The sequence below is a fragment of the Rhodoferax saidenbachensis genome (assembly GCF_031457975.1).
In the GTDB taxonomy this organism is placed as follows: Bacteria; Pseudomonadota; Gammaproteobacteria; order Burkholderiales; family Burkholderiaceae_C; genus Allorhodoferax; species Allorhodoferax saidenbachensis_A.
The window spans coordinates 45,809-68,433 of sequence record NZ_JAVDXO010000009.1 but is presented as its reverse complement, the minus strand read 5'-3'; the positions used below and the strand labels follow the sequence as shown (position 1 = coordinate 68,433).

Sequence of the window (22,625 nt, the reverse complement as noted above, 5' to 3'; positions counted from 1 at the left end):
AACTGCATGCACCCTTTGCACCAATGGCCTGCCGCGCAGCGCCGGCAGATCATCGGCGTGTTCACCGACATTGACGACACGCTGACCACCGATGGCGCCATCACTGCGGACGCACTGCAGGCGCTGGCCGACCTCAAGGCGGCAGGCCTCACCGTCATTCCCATCACCGGGCGGCCCATAGGCTGGTGCGAACCGTTCATGGCCGGGACACAGGGCCCGGCGTGGCCTGTGGACGCCATGGTGGCAGAAAACGGCGCGGTCGCCTTTGTGCATGAAAAAGGCCCGCAGCCCGCGTCGAATCTGCGCGAGCCGCTATCAAAACTGCATCAACAGGATGCAGCCATGCGTGCCACCAACCAGGCGTGCATGCAAGCCATTGCCGCGCAGGTGGAGGCCGAGGTGCCCGGTGTGCGGCTCAGCCGCGACAGCGCGGGCCGCGAGACCGACCTGGCGTTTGACTACGCCGAATTTGCGCGCCTGTCCCCCGACACGGTGCAACAGGTCCTGGCTGTGCTGCAGCGCGCGGGCATGCAGACCACAGTGAGCAGCATCCACATCCACGGCTGTTTTGGCAACTTCAACAAATGGCAGGGCGCCTGCTGGATTGCACGTGAACTGCTGAGGCGCGACTTGACCGAAGAGCTGGACCGCTGGGTATTTGTGGGCGACTCAGGCAACGACCAGGCCATGTTTGAACACTTCACGCACAGCGTGGGCGTGGCCAACATTGCGCGCTTTGTGCCACAGCTGGCACACCTGCCGGGTTACGTGACCACGGCCGAACGCGGCGCGGGCTTTGCCGAGGTGGCGCGGGCGATTTTGCAGGCACGCGGCCTATGACGGACACCACCGTTCGCCGCACCTCAGCCGGCTCTCCCATGGGCCTGCTCAGCGTCTTTGGCTCCACGCTGTTCCAGCTGTCGGGCGTGTTCATGCTCTCGCCGCTGATGCTGGTGTTGCTGAAGGAGCGCGAGGTGTCCACCACCGTGGCCGGCCTGTTTGCGGCCACCACCTGGCTAGGCATCTTTATCGTCACGCCGTTTGCATCCGCACTCACGCGGCGCTGGGGGCAACGCAGGACCATGTGGTTTGCATCGGGCGCGCCACTGCTGGCGGCCATCGGCTTTTTGACCACCGATTCGCTGTGGCTGTGGTTTGCGCTGGAGCTGCTGGCCGGCGTGGCGGGCGGGCTGCGCTGGGTGCTGGCCGAGGCCTTCATTGCCGAGTTCTCCCCGTCGGATCGGCTGGGCCGCACCATCGGCATCTACGCCACCATGGTGGGCGCCACCTTCATCATCGGTCCCACGCTGCTGGCCTGGGTGGGTTCTGAGGGCCCCGCCGCGTTGGGCCTGGTGATCGCCTTGCTCAGCCTCGGCTTGGCCTGGACCACATTCATCCCCGTGGTGCCACCGCACGCGGAGTCCACCAACACCCACGTGGGTCTGCGGGGCCTGTGGCAGGCGGTGCGCAGCCATCCCATCATCATGTTGGCCGGCTTCATTGGCGGCTTTTTTGAGCTGGGCCTGGCGTCCATCCTGCCGCTCTACGGGCTGGCCATGGGCCTGGGCGCGGCGGCAGGGGCGCTGCTGATCTCGGTGAGCGGCCTGGGCAGCACGCTGGCGGCCATTCCCGTGGGCATGGTGGCGGACCGCTTCACCGACAAGGTCCGCGGGCGGCGCACGCTCATGGCGCTGTGCGTGGCCATGGCACTGGCAACCGCCTGCGGCTTGCTGCTGGTGGCACGCTGGCATGCGCTGGCCTGGCCCATCGTCTTTGTGCTGGGCGCGGCGGGCAGCAGCCTGTATACGCTCAGCATGACGGACATTGGCGCGCGCGAACAGGGCATCGCGCTGGTGAACAGCACGGCGGTGCTGGTGCTGAACTACACGCTAGGCGGGCTGGTGGCATCGGCCGTGTCGGGCGCGCTTATCGATTGGTCGCCCAATATGGGCTTCCCCCTCGTGCTGATTACGGTAGCTGCTATCGGTTTGGTAGCACTGCTGCGCACCCGGCGCGCGGGCCGGTTTTAGTCGCCCACGGAGCAAGCCCTACTTGCGGGGCTTTTTGGCGCTGGGCTTGGTGCCCTTGGCAGAGGTTTTTTTGGAGGCCCGGCCCTTGGCCGTGTGCCCCTTTGTCTTGCTGTGTTTGGCACTGTGCGCCTGGCGGGGCGCCCGCGGTGGAGGCACCATCAGGTCGTCTATGGGCACATGGGAGCGCTCGGCGATGGCCGCCCAGCCCATGCCCTGGGCACGCAGCGGCAGCACCCCGGGCAGCTCTTGCACCCCGCCGGGGGTTTCCGCCGCACCGCCATGGAGGGCGGCGCGCAATTGCTCGGTGTTGGGTTGGGCCACGCCCTGCTGGGCCAGCGTGCTCTGCGCCATCTTCAGCGCCAGACGCGCCTCCCCATAGCCCAGGGCGCCGGTGGCAGGGCCCACGCCCGCTGCGCCGCTGGGGCGGGTGGGCTGGCCGCTGCGCAGCGTGTTGACCAGGGCCTCGGTATCGTCCCGACTACCCAGCCAGGGCGTGAATTCGGCGACCAGCCGTTCGGACAGCTCGTCTGTGAACAGGCTGGAAGATGCGGGCTCGGCCGGGGTGGCGGCCGATGCGGGAATGGCCACGGCACACAGCGCACCTAGCAGGCCCGTGACCAGCCACTTGGAAATGTCTCGTTTCATGGGGCGCTAGCTTAGCCTGCCTGGGGTGAGCCCCGTGGCGCGCAATTGTTAATCGCCGGTAAATCCCTGAAGCACGTTCACGGCGTTGATACCGACCTCTTCCACCGCATAACCGCCCTCAAAGACAAACGCTGTGGGCAAACCCGCCTTCGCCAGGCGCTCGCCCACGCGCAGGTAGTCGTCGCTTTTCAGGGTGAAGCCCGAGATGGGGTCGCCCTCGAAAGTGTCCATGCCCAGCGACACCACCAGCGCCTCGGCGCCAAAGGCCTGGATGGCCGCCAGCGCCGTGTCCAGCGCCTGCGCCCAGGTGGCGTAGTTGGTGCCGCGTGGCAGCGGCAGGTTCAGGTTGGTGCCCAGCCCCGCGCCCTGGCCTTTTTCATCGGCATGGCCCAGGTAAAAGGGGTATTCGGTGCGCGGATCGCCATGGATGCTGGCGAAGAACACATCGGGTCGGTCGTAAAAGATGGCCTGCGTGCCATTGCCATGGTGGTAGTCCACGTCCAGCACGGCCACTTTTTTCATGCCCGCATTGCGCAGGTGCTGCGCGGCCAGTGCGGCGTTGTTCAGGAAGCAGTAGCCGCCAAAAAAGTCCATGCCCGCGTGGTGACCCGGCGGGCGGCTCAGCGCGAAGGATGCGCGGTCGCCCAGCACCAACTGCTGCGCCGCACTGAGCGCGCAATGCGCCCCGGCACGCGCGGCCACCCAGGTGCCGCTGGTGAACGGTGAGCCCGCGTCGTACGAATACAGGCCCACCTTGGCCGCAAAGTTGTCGGGCTCGATGTCGGTGCGGAAGGTGCGCGTGGGCCAGACCGAGGGCAGGATGTCCTTGTCCGCATTGGCCGGGTCCAGCGCCACCCATTGGTCCCAGGCCGTGGCCAGAAAGTTCAGGTAGCGCGGGCTGTGGATGGCGGTCAGCGCGCTGTCGTCAAACGCGTGCGGGTTTTGCACCGTGCCCAGTTGGCGGCGCTTTAGCTCCGCCAGCACATGGTCGGCACGCGCCGGCACTTCAAAGCACGGTACCAGCGCGCCGCGGAACATTTCGACTTTGCCCTGGTGCTGGGCGTGGAGGTGGTTGTAGAAGGTTTTCATGATCTAAGCATCAAATAGGACTACAGCCCTTATGGGATATGCGCAAGCAGCTATGCTTTATATAGCAAGCCTCAAGCCTTTTGGGTGATACGGGCACCCAGCGCCAGCAGTTTTTCGTTCAGTTTTTCGTAGCCACGCTGGATCATGTTGGCATTTTGCAGCGTGGACTTGCCACTGGCGCACAGGGCTGCGCCCAACAGCGCCATGCCAGCACGGATGTCGGGCGACGGCAGCGTGGTGGCGCGCAGCTTGCTGCGTCCACTGATGACCACGCGGTGCGGGTCGCACACCACGGCGGCGGCGCCCATGGCGATGAGTTTGTCCACAAAGTACAAACGCGACTCGAACATCTTCTCGAAGAACAGCACATTGCCCTCCACCTGCGTGGCCAGGGTGATCATGCAGCTCATCTGGTCGGTGGCGAACTGGGGCCAGGGGCCATCGCCGATCACCGGCATGGCGCCGTCAAACTCGCGCGTGACGCGCAGGCTCTGGTTGGCGGGCAGGTGGATGTGTTTGTCGTGCAGCTCGATTTTCACGCCCAGGGTTTCAAACACGCGGTGGCACATGCCGTAGGCGTGTTTGTCAGTGCCCTCCACCGTGATCTCGCCGCCCGTGGCCGCAGCCAGGGCCAGGTAAGACGCGGCCTCGATGTGGTCGTGGCACACGGTGTAGGTGGTGCCGCTCAGCGACTCCACGCCGTCCACACTGAGTTGGTTGGTGCCGATGCCGGTGATCTTGGCGCCCATGGCATTGAGCAGGTGCGCCAGGTCTTGCACATGGGGTTCGCAGGCGGCGTTGCGGATCAGCGTGTGGCCCCGGCTCACCGCGGCGGCCATGAGGATATGCTCGGTGCCGGTGACCGAGGGCTCGTCAAAGAACAGCTCTGCGCCCGTGAGCGCACCGGCCACTTCAAAGTCGTAGGTACCGTCGATGGTGACTTTGGCGCCCAGCTTCTGCAGACCATAAAAATGCGTGTCCAGCCGGCGTCGGCCAATCACATCACCACCGGGCGGGTGCAGGCGCGCCTTGCCCGTGCGGTGCAGCAGGCCCGCCACGCAGAGGATGGAGGTGCGCACCTTGTTGCAAAGCACCTGCCCGATTTCATTCGTGCGCACGCTGGCCACATGGATGCTGACCCGCTCGCCACTGCGCTCGACCTTGCCGCCAATCTCGACGATCACGTCCAGCATGTGGCGCACGTCGATGATGTCGGGCACATTGCCCAGCACCACCTCCTGGTCGGTCAGAATGCAGGCGGCAATCATGGGCAGGATGGCGTTTTTGTTGCCAGAGGCGCGGATGGTGCCCCGCAGCGGCACGCCACCTTCAATTTCGAATGTGGACATGGGGTTTGGTGGTGGTGTTCATTGGGTTCAATCAGTCGCAGGCATTACACATCACAGTAGGCCTTGCAAAAAGCGTCCAAGGTCAAAATCGGGCAGCCACTGGCCTGCTCAAACTCTGCGGCGATTGCCAGCAGATCCCGGTCACCAGACGCCAGCACTTGAGCCTTGCCCACCACTGCCAATTGCATGAAAGGCAAATCCATCGCGTCGCGGCAGTCGGGCACGGTGGGCGGTGGCTGGGGGATGCGCACGGTCAGCACATACGGCAGGTAGTCGGCCAACAACTCTTGCTGCTCCTCACTTGAAAGTCGTAACTTGGGGTAGGCCAGCACACGCATCAGTTCTTGCACCGTGGCCGTGCTGGCCAATGGCAGCAGCCCGCCCTGCTGCCAGGCCCTCCGCACCCGCACTGCTGATCCACCGCCAAACACCAGCGCTGACAAAACCACGTTGGTGTCCAACACCACGCGCACTGGGGCGCTCATGCCTTGGTCTGGGCCTTTTTGGCAGCCGCCTTCTTGGGCTTAGCAGGCGTAACGGCATATGACGCCTCCGGCTCAGCAGCCAAGGCTGGTGTGGCTTGCGGCGCTCTGGCCCAGGCCACGGCGTCGGCAATGTCGGCGTCGGTCAAATCCAACTCGGCCAGCTTGGCCCGGACGGCGTCCCCGCGCTGGATGCGCACGGGCGTGAGGATGATCTGTCCGGCACGGGCCTCCACGTCAAAGTATTCCGTGGCACCCACGGCCTGCGTCACGCTCTTGGGCAGCGTGAGCTGGTTTTTGGAAGTGATTTTGGCAAGCATGGCATTTGGCAGAAAGTAAGGATTCCTTACTTTAATCACAAATCACCATGTCGTCCAGCCACGACAAGAATCAGCCTCGCGCCCGGATCGCAAGCTCGTCATAACCCGTTGCAGCATCCGGCTCACGGGTGAACTGCCAGTCGGGCAACAGGGCCAACAGCACCTCGGCGGTGGTGAGCACGATGCAACCGGGTGCCACATGCCCGCCCAGCACCTGCCCCGTGGCGGTGGAAATAGCCATGTGCATGTGGGAGGCGGTCTTGCCACCCTCAGTCACCGCCACTGTGCCCGACAGAGTAAGGATTTCCATGCTTTCCGTCAGCCGCGTGGGCTGATCCGCACCCGCCAGCCGGATACCGGCGGTGGACAGGCTGCCGATGCCGGACAACACAAAGGCTGCGCGGCAGTTTTGGTCGAGGACTGCCGCCTCCAGCGCGGCGCGCAGGTCTTGGCCGGGGGTGAGGCGGATGGGGAGAGTCTTCATGGGTTCCATGTTGAATACACCTCTAGCCCCCTGTAGATATTGGGCAAGCGGCTATGAAAACAGAGGCAAACTTGAAGTCGCAATTTGCGACCTCAAACGACGACCACCTTGCGATACGCCTGATCAGGCCGATTCGGTACATCCGGAAACCGCAGCTCAAGCAACCCGTTCTTCACCATCCCGCCAAGAATGCGGCCCTGCAAGTTTTCCGCTTCACGGTTTAACAGAGCCGCCAAGTCCTTGGATGTCAGCCACCGGCCCTCGCACAGACGCAATACCAGCGCTTGCATTTCAGCCGCAGGCAGCTTTCCTTTGAGGCGGGCGGGTTCCGCCAATGACAGGAGCTCCGGCGTCAAATGAGGGGAGTTCATATCGAAATGAGGGGACTCCCCGGCCAATTGGGGGGAGCTTTGAAGGGAGTCGCTCGCCAAATGAGGGGAGTCGTCGCCAGATTGAGGGGAGTCTTCCGCCACACGGTAGCTTGCCCAGCGCCGCTGATTTTGCTGGGTCAGCAGGCCATCACGCACGAGGCTTTGCAGCACGCTGGTGATGTCTTTGGAGTGTTCGCCGGTGATTTCCTGCATGCGGCTGTTGGTGACGCTGCCTTCTACTTGGGCGGTCACCACCGCCTGCACCGCCGTTTTGTCCAGCTTGGCAAACCGGTCACCAAAGCGCACACGCAGCGCCTGGTCCACTTCGTCCGGTATCAGGCTGACCATGGGCAACACCAACTTCACACGGTCGGGTTGCAAAGTCTCTTCCAGCCGAGGCGAGCGCCAATGCTGCGCACGCCAGCCGGCGCGAATCTTGTCCATACCCGAGCCCGCCTTGTCGCCACCACCCATGAGTTGGAACATCAGCTGCAGACTCTTGTTGCGGCACTCGCTCACGCCGCCCTGCAGCAACTGCACGCGCGATACCAGCAAAGTGCCAGGGTTGGACAACTCAATGCGGTCCGGATAGCGCTCAATCACCACGCCGCCCTGCCCGCGGTGGTCCGCATGCACCAGCGCGTTGACCACCGCCTCGCGCAGGGCTTCGTGCACAGCAGAATCGTCTTTGCGGTACAGCTCGCGGTCCAACTGAAAGGGCATTTTTAAATCACCCGACAGGCGCTGCATCACCCGCAGATAAAACTGGAACAGGTTGTTTTCCCAAGTGCCATCGGGCACCACGCGGTCGGTCCAGCGCACGGCGGGGTCGTCGGACAGGCGCTCGCGGTAGTCCACATGAAAGCCCGGCAGCGCATCGCGCAGCGCCTCAAACCGGCCAAACATCAGCAGGCCCGCCACGGTGGCGCCCTCCACACCCGTGGCACGGTCACGGCGCAGGGCGCTCAGCTTGGTGAGCAGCGGCGCATCGTCCAACAGCAGCCACGGATGGTCTGGCGCGCGGGAGGCAAAGCGGTTGCGGTATTGCTTCACCGTCTCGGGGTCAAAGTCTGGCTGGCCAAAGTGCTCCAAGATTTGCGAATCGGCAGGAGTGTCGGACTGGTCGGCCAGCATGCGGCGCACCTCGTCGTCCGAGCAGCGGTAGTCGCCCTCTTCCGCACGGCGGTAGGTGCCCGTCATGGGGTTGGGCCCTACAAACACCGGGCGTTGCAGCCGTGAGGCACGCGGCACGTTCACCACCACAAACTGGCGGCCCTCGTCTTCCACCGTGCGCACATCGTCATCGCGCAGCAGATTGGTACTGACCTTGTGCCGGTCATTCAACTGGCCCCACAGCACGGTGCGCAGCTGCGCGGCATCGGGCACGCCCTCCCACGCCAGGCCGGTGGCCTTTTCGGCCACGCCCAACACAATGGTGCCGCCTTGGGTGTTGGCCATGGCGGAATAGGACTCCCAAAAACTGCCAGGCATGCCACCGCGCGCCGACTTGAATTCGGTGTCGATGCCTTCGGTGCTGGATTGGAGGGCGGAGAAGAGGTCGAGCTGGCGCATGGGGTCTGTTGGTTAATTACCTAAGAATTCAGCTCTTCAAACCAGAAGTCAGATCAATTTTGTCCAAAAGGTAGCCAAGGCGCGGTCCATCTGAATGGAAGTTTTGAAAATACCTCGTCATCGACAACAATTCCGTCGCTCGGCCGGACACTTGCTTTGTTTTTTCGTCCTCCGCAGTTTTTTTCAAGTCAGTAAGAACTCGCTGCTTTCTCTCCTGGTTTTCATCTGCTAGTAGCAATCCAATTTCCAAGATTACGCCAGACCTATCAGCAACAATCTCAGGCCCACTAGGCAACTTGTTCAGGTAAACCATCACGTCCGCTGCAGAAGCTATCCCACTCCTTAGCGCGCCAAACAAATCAGGCTTAGCCATACGCAGCACTACTAACAAGGCGACAAGTGGTGGGAATAGGAAGGTGTTCTCAGGTGTCTGCTCCATTGCGACGACGAGCCTAGTCAAGCACCTCTCACGGGCTCTCAGCGATAGATGCGTCGCATCAGCCAGCAACGAAAAGAATTCAATGAAGTGCTGCCGGTCGTATCGCAATTGCTCGTGTGTTCGCTTCGCAAAGATCTCGTCCAAGTTGAAACGCGCGAACAATGCTTCCGTGAATTTCTTTCCTCTGGCCAAAGGTAGGGCGTATTCAATATCAATGAACCGCCGCAAATACTCTGGTGCATTGATCTTCTCGCCATACACAGCTGCCGTACTTGCCTCAAGCTGAGACTTGTCCACTGACAGCACAAAAACGATATTGAGAACATCAAAAAGATGCTTGATGCGTTCAAGCATCTCAATGGCGAAAGTGGGACGGCAGCGATCCAACTCATCTATGAAGAAGACGAGAGTTTCCTTTTTTCCAGCCGCCTTCAACTGTTTGATGGCCTTCTCAACTTCAACTCGAAATTTTTCAAGTGCCTGCTTTTCCTTTTGAAAAACGTCCACCAAGTTCCCCGCCACCTCGCCTACCGCATCGGCAGCCATCTTTTCCAAATCCTCTTCAATATCCAGAATTCCCAAAGTCGCAGCTTTTACGCCAGCGACGACAGCACGCTTGGCAACTGCGGAGGTAATTTTTTTGGCCGTCTTAAGGTGCCCACGGAATACTGACTCAGCGCCATCATCAGTCAGGTGAATGTCATCGAGCGCAGAAACCAGCGCCACCAATGGATCTGTCACATAGTCAACCTTCCACGCGTTGAAGTAGACGCATTGGAATTGATCCATCACCAACTTAGCTTGTAGCATTCTGATAATGGTTGTTTTACCTGTGCCCCAAGGGGAATCCAGCGCAAGAACAAACGGCCCTTCAAGCCTACCAATCAGGCTGGCCAGGAATTCAACGAGCGGTTTTCGTTCCAGTGCGTCGTGCTGAAACGGGTTGTCAGATGGAACATCAAGTTCGAGCAATCTGTATTTCATAGAGAAACTCCGAGATTACTTTTGGAGGAAAAAGCTTTGGCAAGCGTAGCCTGCCGCAGCGACTGCCCGTGCTGGAGGTTGCCTGCGGTTTCTTGTTCCGTGGTGGAACCTACCGGTGCCGGCAAATAGGTCAACCACTGCACCAGCAGCTCGGGGCGGAAGAAGGCAAATACGCTGCGGGCGCGCGGCTCGGGGTCCAGGCCGTTGGTGAAGTGGGTTTCTATGCCGGTGCTCTCCCATACAAAGGGCAGCGGGCGGCGCCAGGCGGGCAAGGTGGTGGGGAGGCCCTGGGCGTAGCGGCCGCTTTGCAGCTCTACGCCAGTGAGCGTGGCGCCCTCTTTCTTGGCTTCGATGACCCCGCAGGCCTTGCCATTCACGTAGAGCAGGTAGTCGGCAAAACCAAAGCCGGAGTTGAGGGGGAATTCGCGGATGGCCACGCCTACGGACGCGTGGATGTTGGCGTCAGACACATTGCAGACGTGCCAACCGGCTGCGACAAGCAGCGCGTCGATGCTGACTCTGGCTTTTAGCTCTGGCGTCATGCCCTGTCCTCCCGTGTTTGCATTCTATGTTACAAACAAAAACAGGCCCTATCCCCCGTATTCATTGCGCTAGCAGCTTCTCTTTTGATAGCGCCCTAACTTGCCAGCCACGCCACAAACGCCGCATTCACCGCCTCCGGTTGCTCCATGGTGCTCATGTGGCCGCACTGCTCCACGATGCCTAACTGCGCACCGGCAATCGCTTGGGCCATGGCCTCGTGCTGGGCGGGTGGGCTCCACAGGTCTTCGCGGCCGGTGAGGACCAGCGTGGGGCAGGTGATGGTGGGCAACACGGGTCCTGCGTCGGGCCGGTTCAGCAGCGCGTGGATCTGGGCGGCAAACTGGGCGGGACTGCTGCGTTCCAGCATGTCCAGAATCTGTTCAAACAAGGCGGTACCCAGCACGCTGGGGTGCACCATGCCGCTGGCCCACTGCGCGCCCATGGTGCGCATGCCGCTGCTCTGCGCCAATGCCAGCAACTCCATGCGGCCAGCCTTTTCCTTGGCCCCGGCTGCGCCAGCGGCCAGCGCAGGCGTACCGGTGTCCAGCAGGGCGAGGCGCTCCACGCGCTGGGGTGCCATGCGCATCACCTCCAGCGCCACGCGCCCACCCATGCTGTGGCCGGCCAGGGCAAAGGTGCGCGCGGGTGCCGTGGCCAGCACGTGCTCGGCCATGGCGGTGAGCGAGTCCAACGGACCCCAGTGGGGCACATGGCAAGTGGCGTGGGATGACAGCGCCTGCACCTGCGGTGCCCACACTGCCACGTCACACATCAGGCCGGGAAGAAGAACCAGGGTGGTATCGGTCATGCCTCAGACTGTAGCGTCTGGCAAGACCACCTGCACTTCCAGCCCCGGCTGCGCGTTGCGCACGGCAAAGGTTCCGCCATGCGCCTGCGCCACCAGGCGGCACAGGTACAGGCCCAGCCCCACGCCACCGCCCTCGCGGGTGCGGGCCGCGTCAGGCCGGTAAAACGGTTGGCCCAGGTTGGGCAGTTGCGCCTCGGCCACGCCGGGCCCAAAGTCGCGCACGGTGATGGCGATGCAACCGTCGGGTTGGCGCTGCACGCTGATCTGGGGTGCAGCGTGCTCGCCCGCGCTGTGGCGCAGTGCGTTGTCCAGCAGGTTGCGCACCAGCAGGCGGATGCGTGTGGGGTCCAACGCCATGGGGGGCAAGGCGGCTTGCACATCCACGGTGATGTGGGGCGCGGCAGCATGTGAGGCCTGCAGTTCGCACACCACGTCGTGCACCAGGGCGGCCAGATTCACCGGCTCGCGGTACAGGGCCGCGTGGGGGTTGGCCAGGCGTTCGCTTTCCAGCAGGTCGGTCACCAGGTCGCGCATCAGCGCCAGATCGCGCAGCAGGGCTTCGCGGCTGGGCTGCACCTCGGCGGTCTCGGGCAGCAGCTCGGTGTTCAGGCGGGCGCGGGTTAGCGGGCTGCGAAGCTCGTGGCTGATGGCCAGCAGCAGCGTGCGTTTGGCCTCCAGCATCTGGTGGATGTCTGAGCCCATGGTGTTGATGGTGTGGGCCAGCTCGCCCAGCTCGTCGGGGTGGTGAAAGTGGCGCACCACAATCTTCTGAGAAAAATCGCCCTGGCCAAAGCGCAGGGCGCCGGCGCGGATGTCGTCCAGCGGGCGCAACATGCGGCGCACGCGCACATAGGCCAGTGCGGTAAGGCTCAGCAAAATGGCCAGCGTGGCCCAGCCAATGAAGCGCGGCCGGTCGTGCCAGGCCTGCACGCTCACACCAAACTGGATGCGGTGGCCGTCGGCCGTGGTGCGTTCGTAAAAACGCAGCTCGTCGGTCTTGTTGCGTTTGTCGTCCATCCAGCCGTGGCCGTAGTCGGGGTCTTGCGGGTGGCTGCGCCAGTTGGTTTGGGGGCCGCTGATGCGCACGCTGAGCGGCAGGCGCTGCGTCAGCGCCTGGGCGCGTTCGATGCTGGGCGGGCTGCCGATGTCGGCGGCCAGCTTGTCGATGTAGTCGGCCACCAGGGGCTTGGCCGCGTCGCGCCAGCCCACGGACAGGGCCGACTGCATGCCGAACAGAAAGCACGCGGCCATGGCCATGGCCAGCAGCACAAACATGGCGACCAAGCGCACGCGCAGCGAATGGGCTAGCGCCTTTTTGGCGCGGCGGCTGGCACGCATGCACGCCTTGAAACCATGAAGCCTCATGGGGCCGCGCCCGCCAGGGCCAGCGTGTAGCCCGCGTTGCGCAGGGTCTTAATGCAGTCCAGCGGCTCCAGCTTCTTGCGCAGGCGGCTCACCACAATGTCGACCGCGCGGGTGTAGAGCTCGGCCTCATGGCCGCGCAGCTGGTTCAGGATGTCGTCGCGGCTGAACACCTTGCCGGGCTCACGCGCCAGCATGTACAGAAAATCAAACTCGGTGCTGGTGAGGTCCACCGCCTCGCCCTGGCGCTGCACGGTGCGCGTGGTGCCGTTGACCACCAGGCCGTTGAAGACGAAAGTGTTGGCGTCCGCCGCCGCGGGCTTGGCCGCTGCGGGCAGGCGCCGACGCAACACAGTTTGCACGCGGGCCACCAGCTCGCGCGGCTCGAAGGGCTTGGGTACGTAGTCGTCCGCGCCCAGCTCCAGACCCACCACGCGGTCCATCACCTCGCCACGCGCGGTGAGCATGATGATGGGAATGTCGCTGTCCTTGCGGATGGCGCGGCACAGCGAGAAGCCATCCATCTCGGGCAGCATCACGTCGAGGATGGCGGCGTCCACCCCACCCTGCGCCAGCCGGGCCAGGCCTTCGCTGGGCTTGAGGGCGCATTCCAGCACCATGTCAAAGCGCGCAAAGTAGGCCGCCAGGGGCGGGCCCAGTTGGGTGTCGTCGTCAATCAGCAGGATGCGGTGCATAGGCGTTATTGGGTGGCCTGCGCATTGTCCCACCGGCTGCGGTGGCGCAGGATGAGCTGGCGCACGCGCCGCTGCTCCTCCGCCGCCAACTGGTCAAACTGGTCGGCCGCACTTTGCACCGTGTGCAAAACCTGCGGCACATAGCCGGGGCGACGCTCCAGCAGGGTATGGGCGTGCTCGCGGTCAAACCGCGGGCCCCACACCAACGCCATCACTTCGGCGTGGGGCTCCTCGTATCCCTCGAATAGCACCGCGCCATAGGCCCGCAGGGGGGCGGTCAAAGCGCTCAGCGTGGTGGTGGGCATGGTGGTTTATCCGCGGTTGAACCAGTGACCGCGACCATCCATATAGTCGCGCACCTTTTGCTGCTGGGCAGGGTTCAGGCTGTTGTAGAAATCGGCCAATGCGGCAATCACCTCGGGGCTCTTGGCCTGCACGGCGGTGGTCTTGTCATTGATCAGGGCCTGGGCACGGGCAGCGTCAAACTTGTCGCCTGCCACCAGGGCCTTCATCTCGGCGCGTGGGTCTTTGGTCTGGCCGATCAGCGCGGTGCGCTGCTCAAACAGCTTGTCACCCAGCGTGGCCAGGCGTTTCTTCTGGTCTTCGTTCAGGTCCAGCTTGCTGGCGGCTTTGTCGACCATCTTGTCGCGCTTCTGCGCGTATTGCTCAGCGCTCATGTTGCTGCCGTAGTCGTGCGGGCGGTGGCCGCAGGCGGAGAGGCCGCCCACCAGCAAGGTGACGCCCAGGGCGCCGATGAGGGTACGTTTGAGGTTGCGGCGGAAGAAGTGGCTCATGTTGACCTTTCGAATCCCGAAGGATGTGTTGAACATGACTGCAATGGTGCCGGCGCAGGCCTGATACAGGGTGTCGGGGCAGTTTCGGTTTGTTTCGGTTTATGTCACGCGGCAAAGGCGTGGGTTGATATTTTGAGTAGATGCGCCTGAACGTCCGCAGGCCAGGACGCCACACGTGCCGCAAAGCCGACGGAGTCACCGGCAAACAGCACGCGGCTGGCCTCTTCAAAGCCTGGCTCATGCCCGGCCATGGTGGACATGAATTTGTAGGTCACAGCGCTGCAGTGGCGCACGCGGTCTTTGGTTTCGGAGGCCAGGCGTGCGGTTTCCACCAACTTGCGCAGCGCCACCGAGGCGCCGCCGGGCTGGCGTGCCAACCATTCCCAATGGCGCGGCAACAGCGTGACCTCACGGGCCGACACGCCCAGCTTGGGCCGGCCCGGGCCACGTGGCGCATCGACCACCACCGGCGGCTCTTCCACGGGAATAGGCGGCATGGCCTGCGTCATGACTGGGTTCAGTGCGTTGAGCCGCGCCTCAAAGTCGGCCAACGTGCCGCGCCAGTCCAACTCGATCACCTCGCTGCTCGCGTCCTCAAAGACCAGGATAGGCGGCGGGCTGATGCTGCTGGCCCAGCGGTCTACCACCGGCTTGGTGGCCAAGGCCACTTCTCTCAGCGAGCCACCGGCGATGCAGCGGCCGCCCTCAAATGCCGTAGACGGTGTTTCTAACCATGCCATAAATTTACCCGGATTTAATTGATGGGCAAATTATATCCGGGTAAATTAAAAACATAAGCCCGGACGATGCCGGGCTTATGCGGGGTGTGGACAGGGCTTCCGGGCGCTTACTTCTTGCCCCCGCCTCCACCACCGCCCCCCCCGCCACCGGAGGAACCGCCGCCGCCATGCTCGCCCTTGCCATGGGTACCTGCTGATCCCGCCTTGTCGTGCAGCTTGGCCTTGGCATACTGCGTACCCGTGGTACCTTTGCCGGACTTGGAGGCGCTGACCACCGAGCCCAACTTCACGCCCATGGCATGGGCAATCTGGCCCCAGCCCATGCCGCTTTGGCGCTGTGCCAGCACACCGGGCAAGGTCTGGGTTCCCTTGGCGGTGGTCACAGTACCGCCATTAAGCGCAGCAGCAATCTGGGCAGGCGTGGGCTGGGTGATGCCTTGCTGGGCCAGGGACGTCTTGGCCAATGACAGAGCGATGTTGACTTCGCCGGTGCCCAGCTTGGTGGTGGTACTGGGTGTGAAGGTTGTCCCGGACGCTGCAGCCCCCAACGTGACCGAGGAACCATTGCGCAGTCCCAGCACCAGGGCTTCGGCGTTTGGCCGCGATCCCGCCCAGACGGTGTAGTCCCCCACGAGTTTGTCGGAGGCAGGACGAGGCGCTGTCGCAATCGGTGCGGTAGGGGCAGGCGGCGTGGGGGCCGTCTGGGCAAGGGCCGCTGCGGCCAAGCCAAGCCCCATGCACAGGGTAGTCAACATGCGCGGTGCGCGAAGAATGTTTTTCATATGGGATTCCTTTCAAGAAACCTTTCTACAACGCCTACCTTGCAAACAACGATGACGAACGAAGGTAAGCAAATGTTGCCTGGCGGTAAGCCACCGACCTGATTCAAGCTGGGCGAGCTCTACCCGTGACGTGGTTTCAATGCTTCAGCCTCAGCACACGCCACGGAGGGAATTGGGCGGGATCTATGTCAACATGCCCTTCCTGAGTCACCACTTCGTCCTTGAAAACATGCCATTGCTCTTGCACACGGACGAACATCCAGAATCCAGCAGGTTCTCCTTCAACAGTGACAGGAATCCCGTATTCAGGCATTTCACTTGTGTCCAGCAGTACCGCTGTCTTGAGCGCCCGTCCCCCTATCTGGATTGATCCATCCCCAAAGCACCAATCTTCGCCCTCTACAGTCTGGTAGCAGGCCTTCCCAAAGATGCGGTTGAAATACGCTCTCTCGAAACCGCCTTTCGCGTCAACCGCAATGAAAGGCCCTTCCCATTTGGCATCGCCTGCGCCAAGCACTTGTGCCCACAATTCGCCATCGCGATGTTGAACACAAACATTGGGACCTTCATGCCATCCCAAACTGCCGATCACGCCGAACTCGGTGACCTCGACTGCTTGCAAAGCATAATCACCAAAGGTTTCGCCTAGCGTCTTGGTCTCAGGCAATTTGGCCCATACATCCTCTCGCGCGAAGCGTGTTCCGAAAGCGCTCAGCTCAGGGCCATCCATGCATTCCTTGGGCCGCACTTCTTCAACACCCTGCGAAACCGCTGCGGGTGGCGAGTCCTTGCCACCCTTTGAGCAAGCCGCCGAAAACAGCACACTTGCCAGCACAATTCCGATCAAGCCAACGGTTCTTAGTTTCAAAAGAAGTTAACGCACGCCTTTCATCGCGCCAACACCGCCTCCAGCGCCTTGCCCGTGTGGGTGCCAAGCTGCACCACGGCTTCGGGCGTTGTGGCGGCTACCACACGGCCACCACCATTGCCGCCGTCCGGCCCCAGGTCAATCACCCAATCCGCTTCGGCAATCACGTCCAGGTCGTGCTCAATCACCACCACGCTGTGGCCGCCGTTGACCAGGCGGTGCAGCACGTGGATAAGTTTTTCCACATCGGCCATGTGCAGACCCACGGTGGGCTCGTCCAGCACATACAGCGTGTGCGGCGCCTTGTTGCCGCGCTTACCCACGTCGTCGCGCACCTTGCTGAGCTCGGTCACCAGCTTGATGCGTTGCGCCTCACCACCGCTCAAGGTGGGGGACGGCTGGCCCAGCGTGAGGTAGCCCAGGCCCACGTCCTTCAGCAGCTGCAACGGATGCGCAATCACGGGCATGGCAGCGAAGAAATCCACTGCCTCGTCCACTTCCATCTGCAGCACATCGCCAATGTTCTTGCCGCGCCAGGTCACGGCCAAGGTTTCGGGGTTGAAGCGTGCGCCCTTGCAGGTCTCGCACAGCACTTTCACATCGGGCAAAAAGCTCATGCCGATGGTGCGTATGCCCTGCCCTTCGCACGATGGGCAGCGGCCTTCGCCGGTGTTGAAGCTGAACCGGTTGGACGCATACCCGCGCGCCTTGGCTTCCAGCGTGTCGGCAAAGAGTTTGCGGATGGTGTCCCAGAAACCGATGTAGGTGGCAGGGCAGCTGCGCGGGGTTTTGCCGATGGGGGTTTGGTCCACTTCGAGCACGCGATCCACGGTCTCAAAACCTTCCACACCTTCGCAACCGGTCCACTGGATTTTCTCGCCCGCGTCCAGCGCATCACGGCCAGCCTTGGTGCTGCGTTTTTGCACGGCCACCTGCACGTTGGCCAGCAACACGTCGCGCGCCAAAGTGGATTTGCCGGAACCACTGACGCCAGTGATGGCGACCAGGCGCTTCAGGGGCACGTGGGCGGTGACGGTTTGCAGGTTGTGCAGATTGGCTCCTTTGACGGTTAGCCAGTCGATTTTTGGTTTGTGCGTGGGTACTGTGCCCGCAGCGGGCAGCCCCGGGGCGGGCTCCTCATACACTCGCTGCGCAACTGCCAAATCGTCACCCACCCCGGGGCTACCCGCTGCAGCGACGGACATTTGGGCGGTGCGACGGTCGGCCAGCGCAGCGTATTCGGCGGCTACTTTCGTTCGCTCTGCCAATTCGATGTTTGCCGTCTCGCTGGCGCTCACTTGTGCTGCAGCGACCGCGGCCTTTGCGGCTTTCGCACTGAGTTTCTTACCCGGCTTGGCGCCAACACCCGCGGCGGGAGTCGTATCGCCGGGTGACGATTTCGTGGTCCCGTATGAGGAACCCGGCGAAACGGCTTCCGCCGCGTCGAGCACCAACGTCTCCGCATGGCTAACCATACCCCTGCGAACAGCCAGAGGGTGCTTCATCGCATGCAAAAGATAGCGCCCCGTCTGCGACTCGGGAGCGTTCTGCACGTCCTCAATCGACCCCTGCGCCACCAACCGCCCACCCCGCTTGCCCGCGCTGGGGCCAATGTCGATGATGTGGTCCGCATGGCGAATCGTGTCCTCGTCATGCTCCACCACCACCAGCGTGTTGCCCTTGTCGCTTAAGCTCTGCAAAGCGCCCAGCAAAATCTTGTTGTCTCGCGCATGCAGACCAATGGTGGGCTCGTCCAGCACATAGCAGACGCCCTGCAGATTGCTACCCAGCTGTGCGGCCAGGCGGATGCGCTGCGCCTCGCCACCACTGAGCGTAGGCGCACCGCGGTCCAGCGTGAGATAGCCCAGACCCACCTCTTCCAGAAACTCCAGCCGGCTCTTGATTTCGGGCACCAGATCGCGTGCGATGTCGCCTTCGCGCGTGGTCATGCCGCCGGCCACCTGCAGCGTCTGCACCCACTTGCGCACATCGGTCACGCTCAGGCGCGCAATGTCGGTAATGCCCACATTGGCAAACTTCACGTTACGCGCCTTGGCGTTCAGGCGCGTACCGCTGCAAGTGGGGCAGGTCGCGTCGTGCAGGTCTTCAATGTCAGCCTCGGCAAAGGTCTGCTCGCGGCCCTTGTTGTCGTCCTTCACCGAATCGTCAAACACCTTGCGCTGTTCCTTGGTCAGCGCCACGCCGGTACCCACGCAGTCCGGGCACCAGCCGTGCTTGCTGTTGTAGGAGAACAGGCGCGGGTCCAGCTCGGCATACGAGGTGGAGCACACGGGACAAGCGCGCTTGGTGGAGAACACCTGCACCTTGCCAATACCCGCTGCTGGCGAGCCAGTGACCATGGCTTCGCGTAGACCATCTATCTCGCTCAAAACATAGACCACACCCTTGCCATGCGTGAGCGCATCGGCCAACGCCTGGCGCAGCGCGGGTTCGTTGGATGGCGTGACATCGAGGCTGGCCACCGGCAGCTCGATGTTGTGCTCCTTGAAGCGGTCAATGCGCGGGAAGCTGGTGGTGGGAAGAAAGTTGCCATCCACCCGCAGGTGGGTATAGCCACGCGGCCGCGCCCAGTCGGCCAGCTCGGTGTACACGCCCTTGCGGCCTTGCACCAGCGGGGCCAGAAGGCCAATGTGTTGGCCGCGGTAGTTCTTGAGCAACTGCGCCGCAATGCTGTCCGCCGACTGCGGCTCCACCGCCGCGCCATCCTTGTAGCAATGCTGCGTGCCTAACTTCACGTACAGCAGGCGCAGGAAGTGCCAGACCTCGGTAGTCGTACCCACCGTACTCTTGCGCCCCCCACGCGAGAGCCGCTGCTCAATCGCCACCGTTGGCGGAATGCCGTACACCGCGTCCACCTCAGGCCGCCCCGCGGGCTGCACGATGGAACGCGCATACGCGTTGAGCGACTCCAGATAGCGCCGTTGGCCTTCGTTGAACAAAATGTCAAACGCTAACGTCGATTTGCCGGAACCGGAAACCCCCGTCACCACACTGAACTTGCCACGCGGAATGTCCACCGACAAGGATTTGAGGTTGTGTTCCTTGGCATTGACGATGCGAATGGAATTGTCCGCGGAGGTTGGGGATGCGCTGGGCGACGATTTCGTGTACCCGTATGAGGAGCCCGGCGCGTCCCCTACCGGAGCAGCGAGCGACGAGTACACCGCAGAGGACTCCGCCACCTCATGCACCACCCCCATCGCCGCCGCATATTCCCGCAGCGCCTTGCCCGTGTGCGACGTGGCATGCAACAGCAGATCTTCCGGCGTGCCAAAGGCTACCACCTCACCACCTGCATCCCCACCCTCGGGCCCCAAGTCAATCAGCCAGTCGGAAGCCCGAATCACATCCAGGTTGTGCTCAATCACCACCAGCGAATGGCCCGCATCCAGCAACTTGCGCAACGCGCGCATCAGCTTGGCAATGTCATCAAAGTGCAGCCCCGTGGTGGGCTCATCCAGCATGAACAGCGAGCCGCGCTTGGCCATGAGCTGCTTGCTCGCGCTGCTGCTCTTGGCTGCTTCCGCCAGAAAGCCCGCCAGCTTGAGCCGCTGCGCCTCACCGCCGGACAGCGTAGGCACCGGCTGCCCCAGCTTCACATACTCCAGCCCCACATCCACAATGGGCTGCAACACGCGGATCACATCGCGGTCCGCGCTGAACAGGTCGGCCGCTTCGCTCACCGTCAGGTCCAGCACATCGGCCACATTCACATTGCGGCCCTTGCGTTCAATCGTCACTTCCAGAATCTCGGGCCGGTAGCGTTTGCCATCACAGTCCGGGCAACGCAGGTACACGTCGCTCAGGAACTGCATCTCCACATGCTCAAAGCCGGAACCACCGCAGGTAGGGCAACGGCCATCGCCGCTGTTGAAGCTGAACTTGCTGGCCGTGTAGCTGCGCTCCTTGGACAGGGCAGCGCCCGCGAACAGCTCGCGGATCGCGTCCCACGCGCCTACATAACTCACGGGGTTGGAACGCGCGGTCTTGCCGATGGGTGACTGGTCCACAAACACCACTTCGCTCAATTGCTCGGCACCCAGCAGGCGTGCATGCGCGCCCGGTGTCTCGGTGGCCTTGCCAAAGTGGCGTAAGAGCGCGGGCGCCAGCACGTCCTGAATGAGCGTGGACTTGCCGGAGCCGGACACGCCGGTCACGCACACCAAACGCTGCAGCGGAATCTCTACCGACACGTTTTTCAGGTTGTGCTCGGTCACGCCTTCCAGCACCAGGCGCGGCGTGTTGGGCGCCACCATGCGCTTGAAGCCCATGCCCACCTGCTTGCGGCCACCCAGGTAGGCGCCGGTCATGGTGTCCGCGCCTTTCAGGGCCTCGGTCGTGCCGTCAAACACAATCTGCCCGCCCTTCTCGCCCGGGCCAGGGCCCATGTCGATCATGCGGTCGGCAGCCAGCATCACCGCCGGGTCGTGCTCCACCACCACCAGCGTGTTGCCTGCATCGCGCAAGCGCTGCATGGCCACGATGATGCGGTTCATGTCGCGCGGGTGTAGGCCAATGCTGGGCTCGTCCAGCACAAACAGCGTGTTGACCAGCGAAGTGCCCAACGCGGTGGTCAGGTTGATGCGCTGCACCTCCCCGCCCGACAGCGTGCGGCTCTGCCGGTCCAGCGTGAGGTAGCCAATGCCGACGTCGCACAGGTACTTGAGCCGCGTGCCCACCTCTTCGAACAGCAGCTTGAGGGTCTTCTGTTCGGCCTCAGACGTTGCTGCCGCCGACAACACGGAGTCAGGTGCATCCAGTTGAACTTGCAGCGAATCAAAAAAGCGCTTCAGCTTGTCCAGCGACATCAGCATCATGTCGTGCAGGCACAGACCCGGCAGGGCTTCCAGCTGCGCGCGTGTCCACTTCACACCCTGGGGCATAAAGCGTTTGGCAGGCGGCAACACCGCATCGGCCTGCGCCTTGGTGCCAATGCGCCACAACAGACTCTCGGTCTTCAGCCGTGCGCCGCCGCAGGTGCCACAGGGCGTGTAGCTGCGGTACTTGGACAAGAGCACGCGAATGTGCATCTTGTAAGCCTTGCTCTCCAGATATTCAAAAAATCGGTCCACGCCAAACCAGTGCTGGTTCCACTTGCCGTTCCAGTTGGGGGAGCCCTTGTAGACCCAGTTTTTTTGCTCTTCGGTTAATTTGTACCAAGGTGTATCACGCGGGATGCCCGCAGCCTCGGCGTGGCGCATCAGGTCGTCCTGGCATTCTTGCCAGGCGGGCGTCTGCATGGGCTTGACGGCGCCCGCGCGCAGGGTCAGCTTGTCGTTGGGAATCACCAGCCCGTAGTCCACGCCCACCACGCGGCCAAAGCCGCGGCAGGCCTCACAGGCGCCTACGGCGGAATTGAAACTGAACATGGACGCGATCGGGTCCGTGTAGCGCAGGTCACTCTGCGGACAGTGCAGGCCGGTGGAGAAGCGCCACAAGAGGGGCGCTACGCTTGCTACAGTTTCAGGAGCTGTTTGCGCACTGTCTACGGGGGCTGCAGCCTCATTCAATACATAAACATTCAACCGACCGCTACCGCGCTTCAAAGCGACTTCAATGGCTTCCAGCACGCGGGCCTTCTCCACACTGTCGATGCGAAAGCGATCGGCCACCACATCCAGCACCTTGCGCGGGCCACTGACGGTGCCCACTTCGCGCTCCGCCTGCACGCGCGTGAAGCCACTGGCGCTGAGCCACTGGGTCACTTCCTCTTGCGTGGTGCTGGCGGGCAGCTCCACCGGGAAGGTCAATACCAAACGGGGGCCAGACGCCTCCGCAGCCCGACGCACCAGCTCGGCATAAATCGTCTCGGGTGTGTCGTGCTGCACCGGCAGCGCGGTGTCCTTGTCAAACAGGTTGCCCGCGCGGGAGAACAGCAGCTTCAGGTGGTCGTTGAGCTCCGTCATGGTGCCCACGGTGGAGCGGCTGGAGCGCACGGGGTTGGTCTGATCGATGGCAATCGCGGGTGGTACACCTTCCACCTTGTCCACGGCGGGCTTGTCCATGCGGTCCAGAAACTGGCGCGCATAAGCGCTAAAGGTCTCCACGTAACGCCGCTGGCCTTCGGCGTACAGCGTGTCAAACACCAGGCTGGACTTGCCCGAGCCGCTGGGCCCGGTGACCACGGTCAATTCGCCGGTGCGAATGTCCAGGTCAAGGTTCTTGAGGTTGTGCTGCCGCGCTCCGCGTATGCGGATGGTTCCCTGGGACATAAGTGAATGCTCTTCTGGAGGAGGAGAGACATTCT

At 62.8% G+C, this 22,625-nt stretch carries 20 protein-coding genes; 2 read left to right on the top strand and 18 right to left on the bottom strand.

What is annotated here, in order from left to right:
• Nucleotides 1-6 precede the first annotated feature (6 nt).
• Both J2X15_RS16965 and J2X15_RS16960 read left to right on the top strand, forming a co-directional pair.
• A complete protein-coding gene (locus J2X15_RS16965; protein WP_310344936.1) occupies nucleotides 7-840 on the top strand; it encodes an HAD family hydrolase in 834 nt (277 codons plus the stop codon).
• Nucleotides 837-2,030: an MFS transporter gene (locus J2X15_RS16960; protein WP_310344935.1), complete on the top strand. Its 1,194-nt coding sequence runs from the start codon at nucleotides 837-839 to the stop codon at nucleotides 2,028-2,030. Before J2X15_RS16965 ends, J2X15_RS16960 begins: the two co-directional genes overlap by 4 nt.
• Nucleotides 2,031-2,048: 18 nt before the next feature.
• Here J2X15_RS16960 and J2X15_RS16955 read toward each other — a convergent pair whose 3' ends face one another.
• The 18 genes from J2X15_RS16955 to uvrA form a co-directional block, all read right to left on the bottom strand.
• Nucleotides 2,049-2,675, bottom strand: a complete 627-nt coding sequence (locus J2X15_RS16955; RefSeq protein WP_310344934.1) for a hypothetical protein — start codon at nucleotides 2,673-2,675, stop codon at nucleotides 2,049-2,051.
• Between the two features lie 48 nt (nucleotides 2,676-2,723).
• Complete coding sequence (locus J2X15_RS16950) at nucleotides 2,724-3,764, bottom strand: histone deacetylase family protein (protein ID WP_310344933.1); 1,041 nt, start codon at nucleotides 3,762-3,764, stop codon at nucleotides 2,724-2,726.
• 71 nt (nucleotides 3,765-3,835) lie between these two features.
• Nucleotides 3,836-5,113, bottom strand: coding sequence for a UDP-N-acetylglucosamine 1-carboxyvinyltransferase (murA, locus tag J2X15_RS16945; protein ID WP_310344931.1), 1,278 nt, complete (start codon nucleotides 5,111-5,113; stop codon nucleotides 3,836-3,838).
• A 44-nt stretch (nucleotides 5,114-5,157) separates the two neighbouring features.
• The gene (locus tag J2X15_RS16940; protein ID WP_310344929.1) at nucleotides 5,158-5,598 is read right to left on the bottom strand and encodes a putative toxin-antitoxin system toxin component, PIN family; all 441 of its coding nucleotides are present in this window, start codon (nucleotides 5,596-5,598) and stop codon (nucleotides 5,158-5,160) included.
• The gene (locus tag J2X15_RS16935; RefSeq protein WP_310344927.1) at nucleotides 5,595-5,915 is read right to left on the bottom strand and encodes an AbrB/MazE/SpoVT family DNA-binding domain-containing protein; all 321 of its coding nucleotides are present in this window, start codon (nucleotides 5,913-5,915) and stop codon (nucleotides 5,595-5,597) included. The genes J2X15_RS16940 and J2X15_RS16935 overlap by 4 nt, the downstream gene beginning before the upstream one ends.
• A 70-nt stretch (nucleotides 5,916-5,985) precedes the next feature.
• Nucleotides 5,986-6,399 carry a PPC domain-containing DNA-binding protein gene (locus J2X15_RS16930; protein WP_310344926.1) on the bottom strand — a complete coding sequence of 138 codons (414 nt, stop codon included), beginning with the start codon at nucleotides 6,397-6,399 and terminating at the stop codon, nucleotides 5,986-5,988.
• Between the two features lie 92 nt (nucleotides 6,400-6,491).
• Nucleotides 6,492-8,342, bottom strand: a complete 1,851-nt coding sequence (locus tag J2X15_RS16925) for an ATP-binding protein (RefSeq protein ID WP_310344924.1) — start codon at nucleotides 8,340-8,342, stop codon at nucleotides 6,492-6,494.
• Between the two features lie 28 nt (nucleotides 8,343-8,370).
• Complete coding sequence (locus J2X15_RS16920; RefSeq protein WP_310344922.1) at nucleotides 8,371-9,765, bottom strand: KAP family P-loop NTPase fold protein; 1,395 nt, start codon at nucleotides 9,763-9,765, stop codon at nucleotides 8,371-8,373.
• Nucleotides 9,762-10,307: a type I restriction endonuclease gene (locus tag J2X15_RS16915; protein ID WP_310344920.1), complete on the bottom strand. Its 546-nt coding sequence runs from the start codon at nucleotides 10,305-10,307 to the stop codon at nucleotides 9,762-9,764. The genes J2X15_RS16920 and J2X15_RS16915 overlap by 4 nt, the downstream gene beginning before the upstream one ends.
• A 95-nt stretch (nucleotides 10,308-10,402) precedes the next feature.
• On the bottom strand, nucleotides 10,403-11,116 hold the full coding sequence (locus J2X15_RS16910) for an alpha/beta fold hydrolase (protein WP_310344918.1): 714 nt from the start codon (nucleotides 11,114-11,116) through the stop codon (nucleotides 10,403-10,405).
• Nucleotides 11,117-11,119: 3 nt separating this feature from the next.
• Nucleotides 11,120-12,481: a HAMP domain-containing sensor histidine kinase gene (locus tag J2X15_RS16905; protein WP_310344916.1), complete on the bottom strand. Its 1,362-nt coding sequence runs from the start codon at nucleotides 12,479-12,481 to the stop codon at nucleotides 11,120-11,122.
• Nucleotides 12,478-13,173 carry a response regulator transcription factor gene (locus tag J2X15_RS16900; RefSeq protein WP_310344915.1) on the bottom strand — a complete coding sequence of 232 codons (696 nt, stop codon included), beginning with the start codon at nucleotides 13,171-13,173 and terminating at the stop codon, nucleotides 12,478-12,480. The genes J2X15_RS16905 and J2X15_RS16900 overlap by 4 nt, the downstream gene beginning before the upstream one ends.
• Before the next feature lie 5 nt (nucleotides 13,174-13,178).
• Nucleotides 13,179-13,478, bottom strand: coding sequence for a hypothetical protein (locus J2X15_RS16895; RefSeq protein ID WP_310344913.1), 300 nt, complete (start codon nucleotides 13,476-13,478; stop codon nucleotides 13,179-13,181).
• A 6-nt stretch (nucleotides 13,479-13,484) separates the two neighbouring features.
• Nucleotides 13,485-13,967, bottom strand: coding sequence for a Spy/CpxP family protein refolding chaperone (locus J2X15_RS16890; RefSeq protein ID WP_310344912.1), 483 nt, complete (start codon nucleotides 13,965-13,967; stop codon nucleotides 13,485-13,487).
• 104 nt (nucleotides 13,968-14,071) lie between these two features.
• A complete protein-coding gene (locus J2X15_RS16885; RefSeq protein WP_310344910.1) occupies nucleotides 14,072-14,707 on the bottom strand; it encodes a DUF2239 family protein in 636 nt (211 codons plus the stop codon).
• Between the two features lie 107 nt (nucleotides 14,708-14,814).
• On the bottom strand, nucleotides 14,815-15,489 hold the full coding sequence (locus J2X15_RS16880; protein ID WP_310344909.1) for a hypothetical protein: 675 nt from the start codon (nucleotides 15,487-15,489) through the stop codon (nucleotides 14,815-14,817).
• 136 nt (nucleotides 15,490-15,625) lie between these two features.
• On the bottom strand, nucleotides 15,626-16,336 hold the full coding sequence (locus J2X15_RS16875; RefSeq protein ID WP_310344908.1) for a hypothetical protein: 711 nt from the start codon (nucleotides 16,334-16,336) through the stop codon (nucleotides 15,626-15,628).
• Between the two features lie 41 nt (nucleotides 16,337-16,377).
• Nucleotides 16,378-22,590, bottom strand: coding sequence for an excinuclease ABC subunit UvrA (gene uvrA / locus J2X15_RS16870; RefSeq protein WP_310344907.1), 6,213 nt, complete (start codon nucleotides 22,588-22,590; stop codon nucleotides 16,378-16,380).
• Nucleotides 22,591-22,625 lie beyond the last annotated feature (35 nt).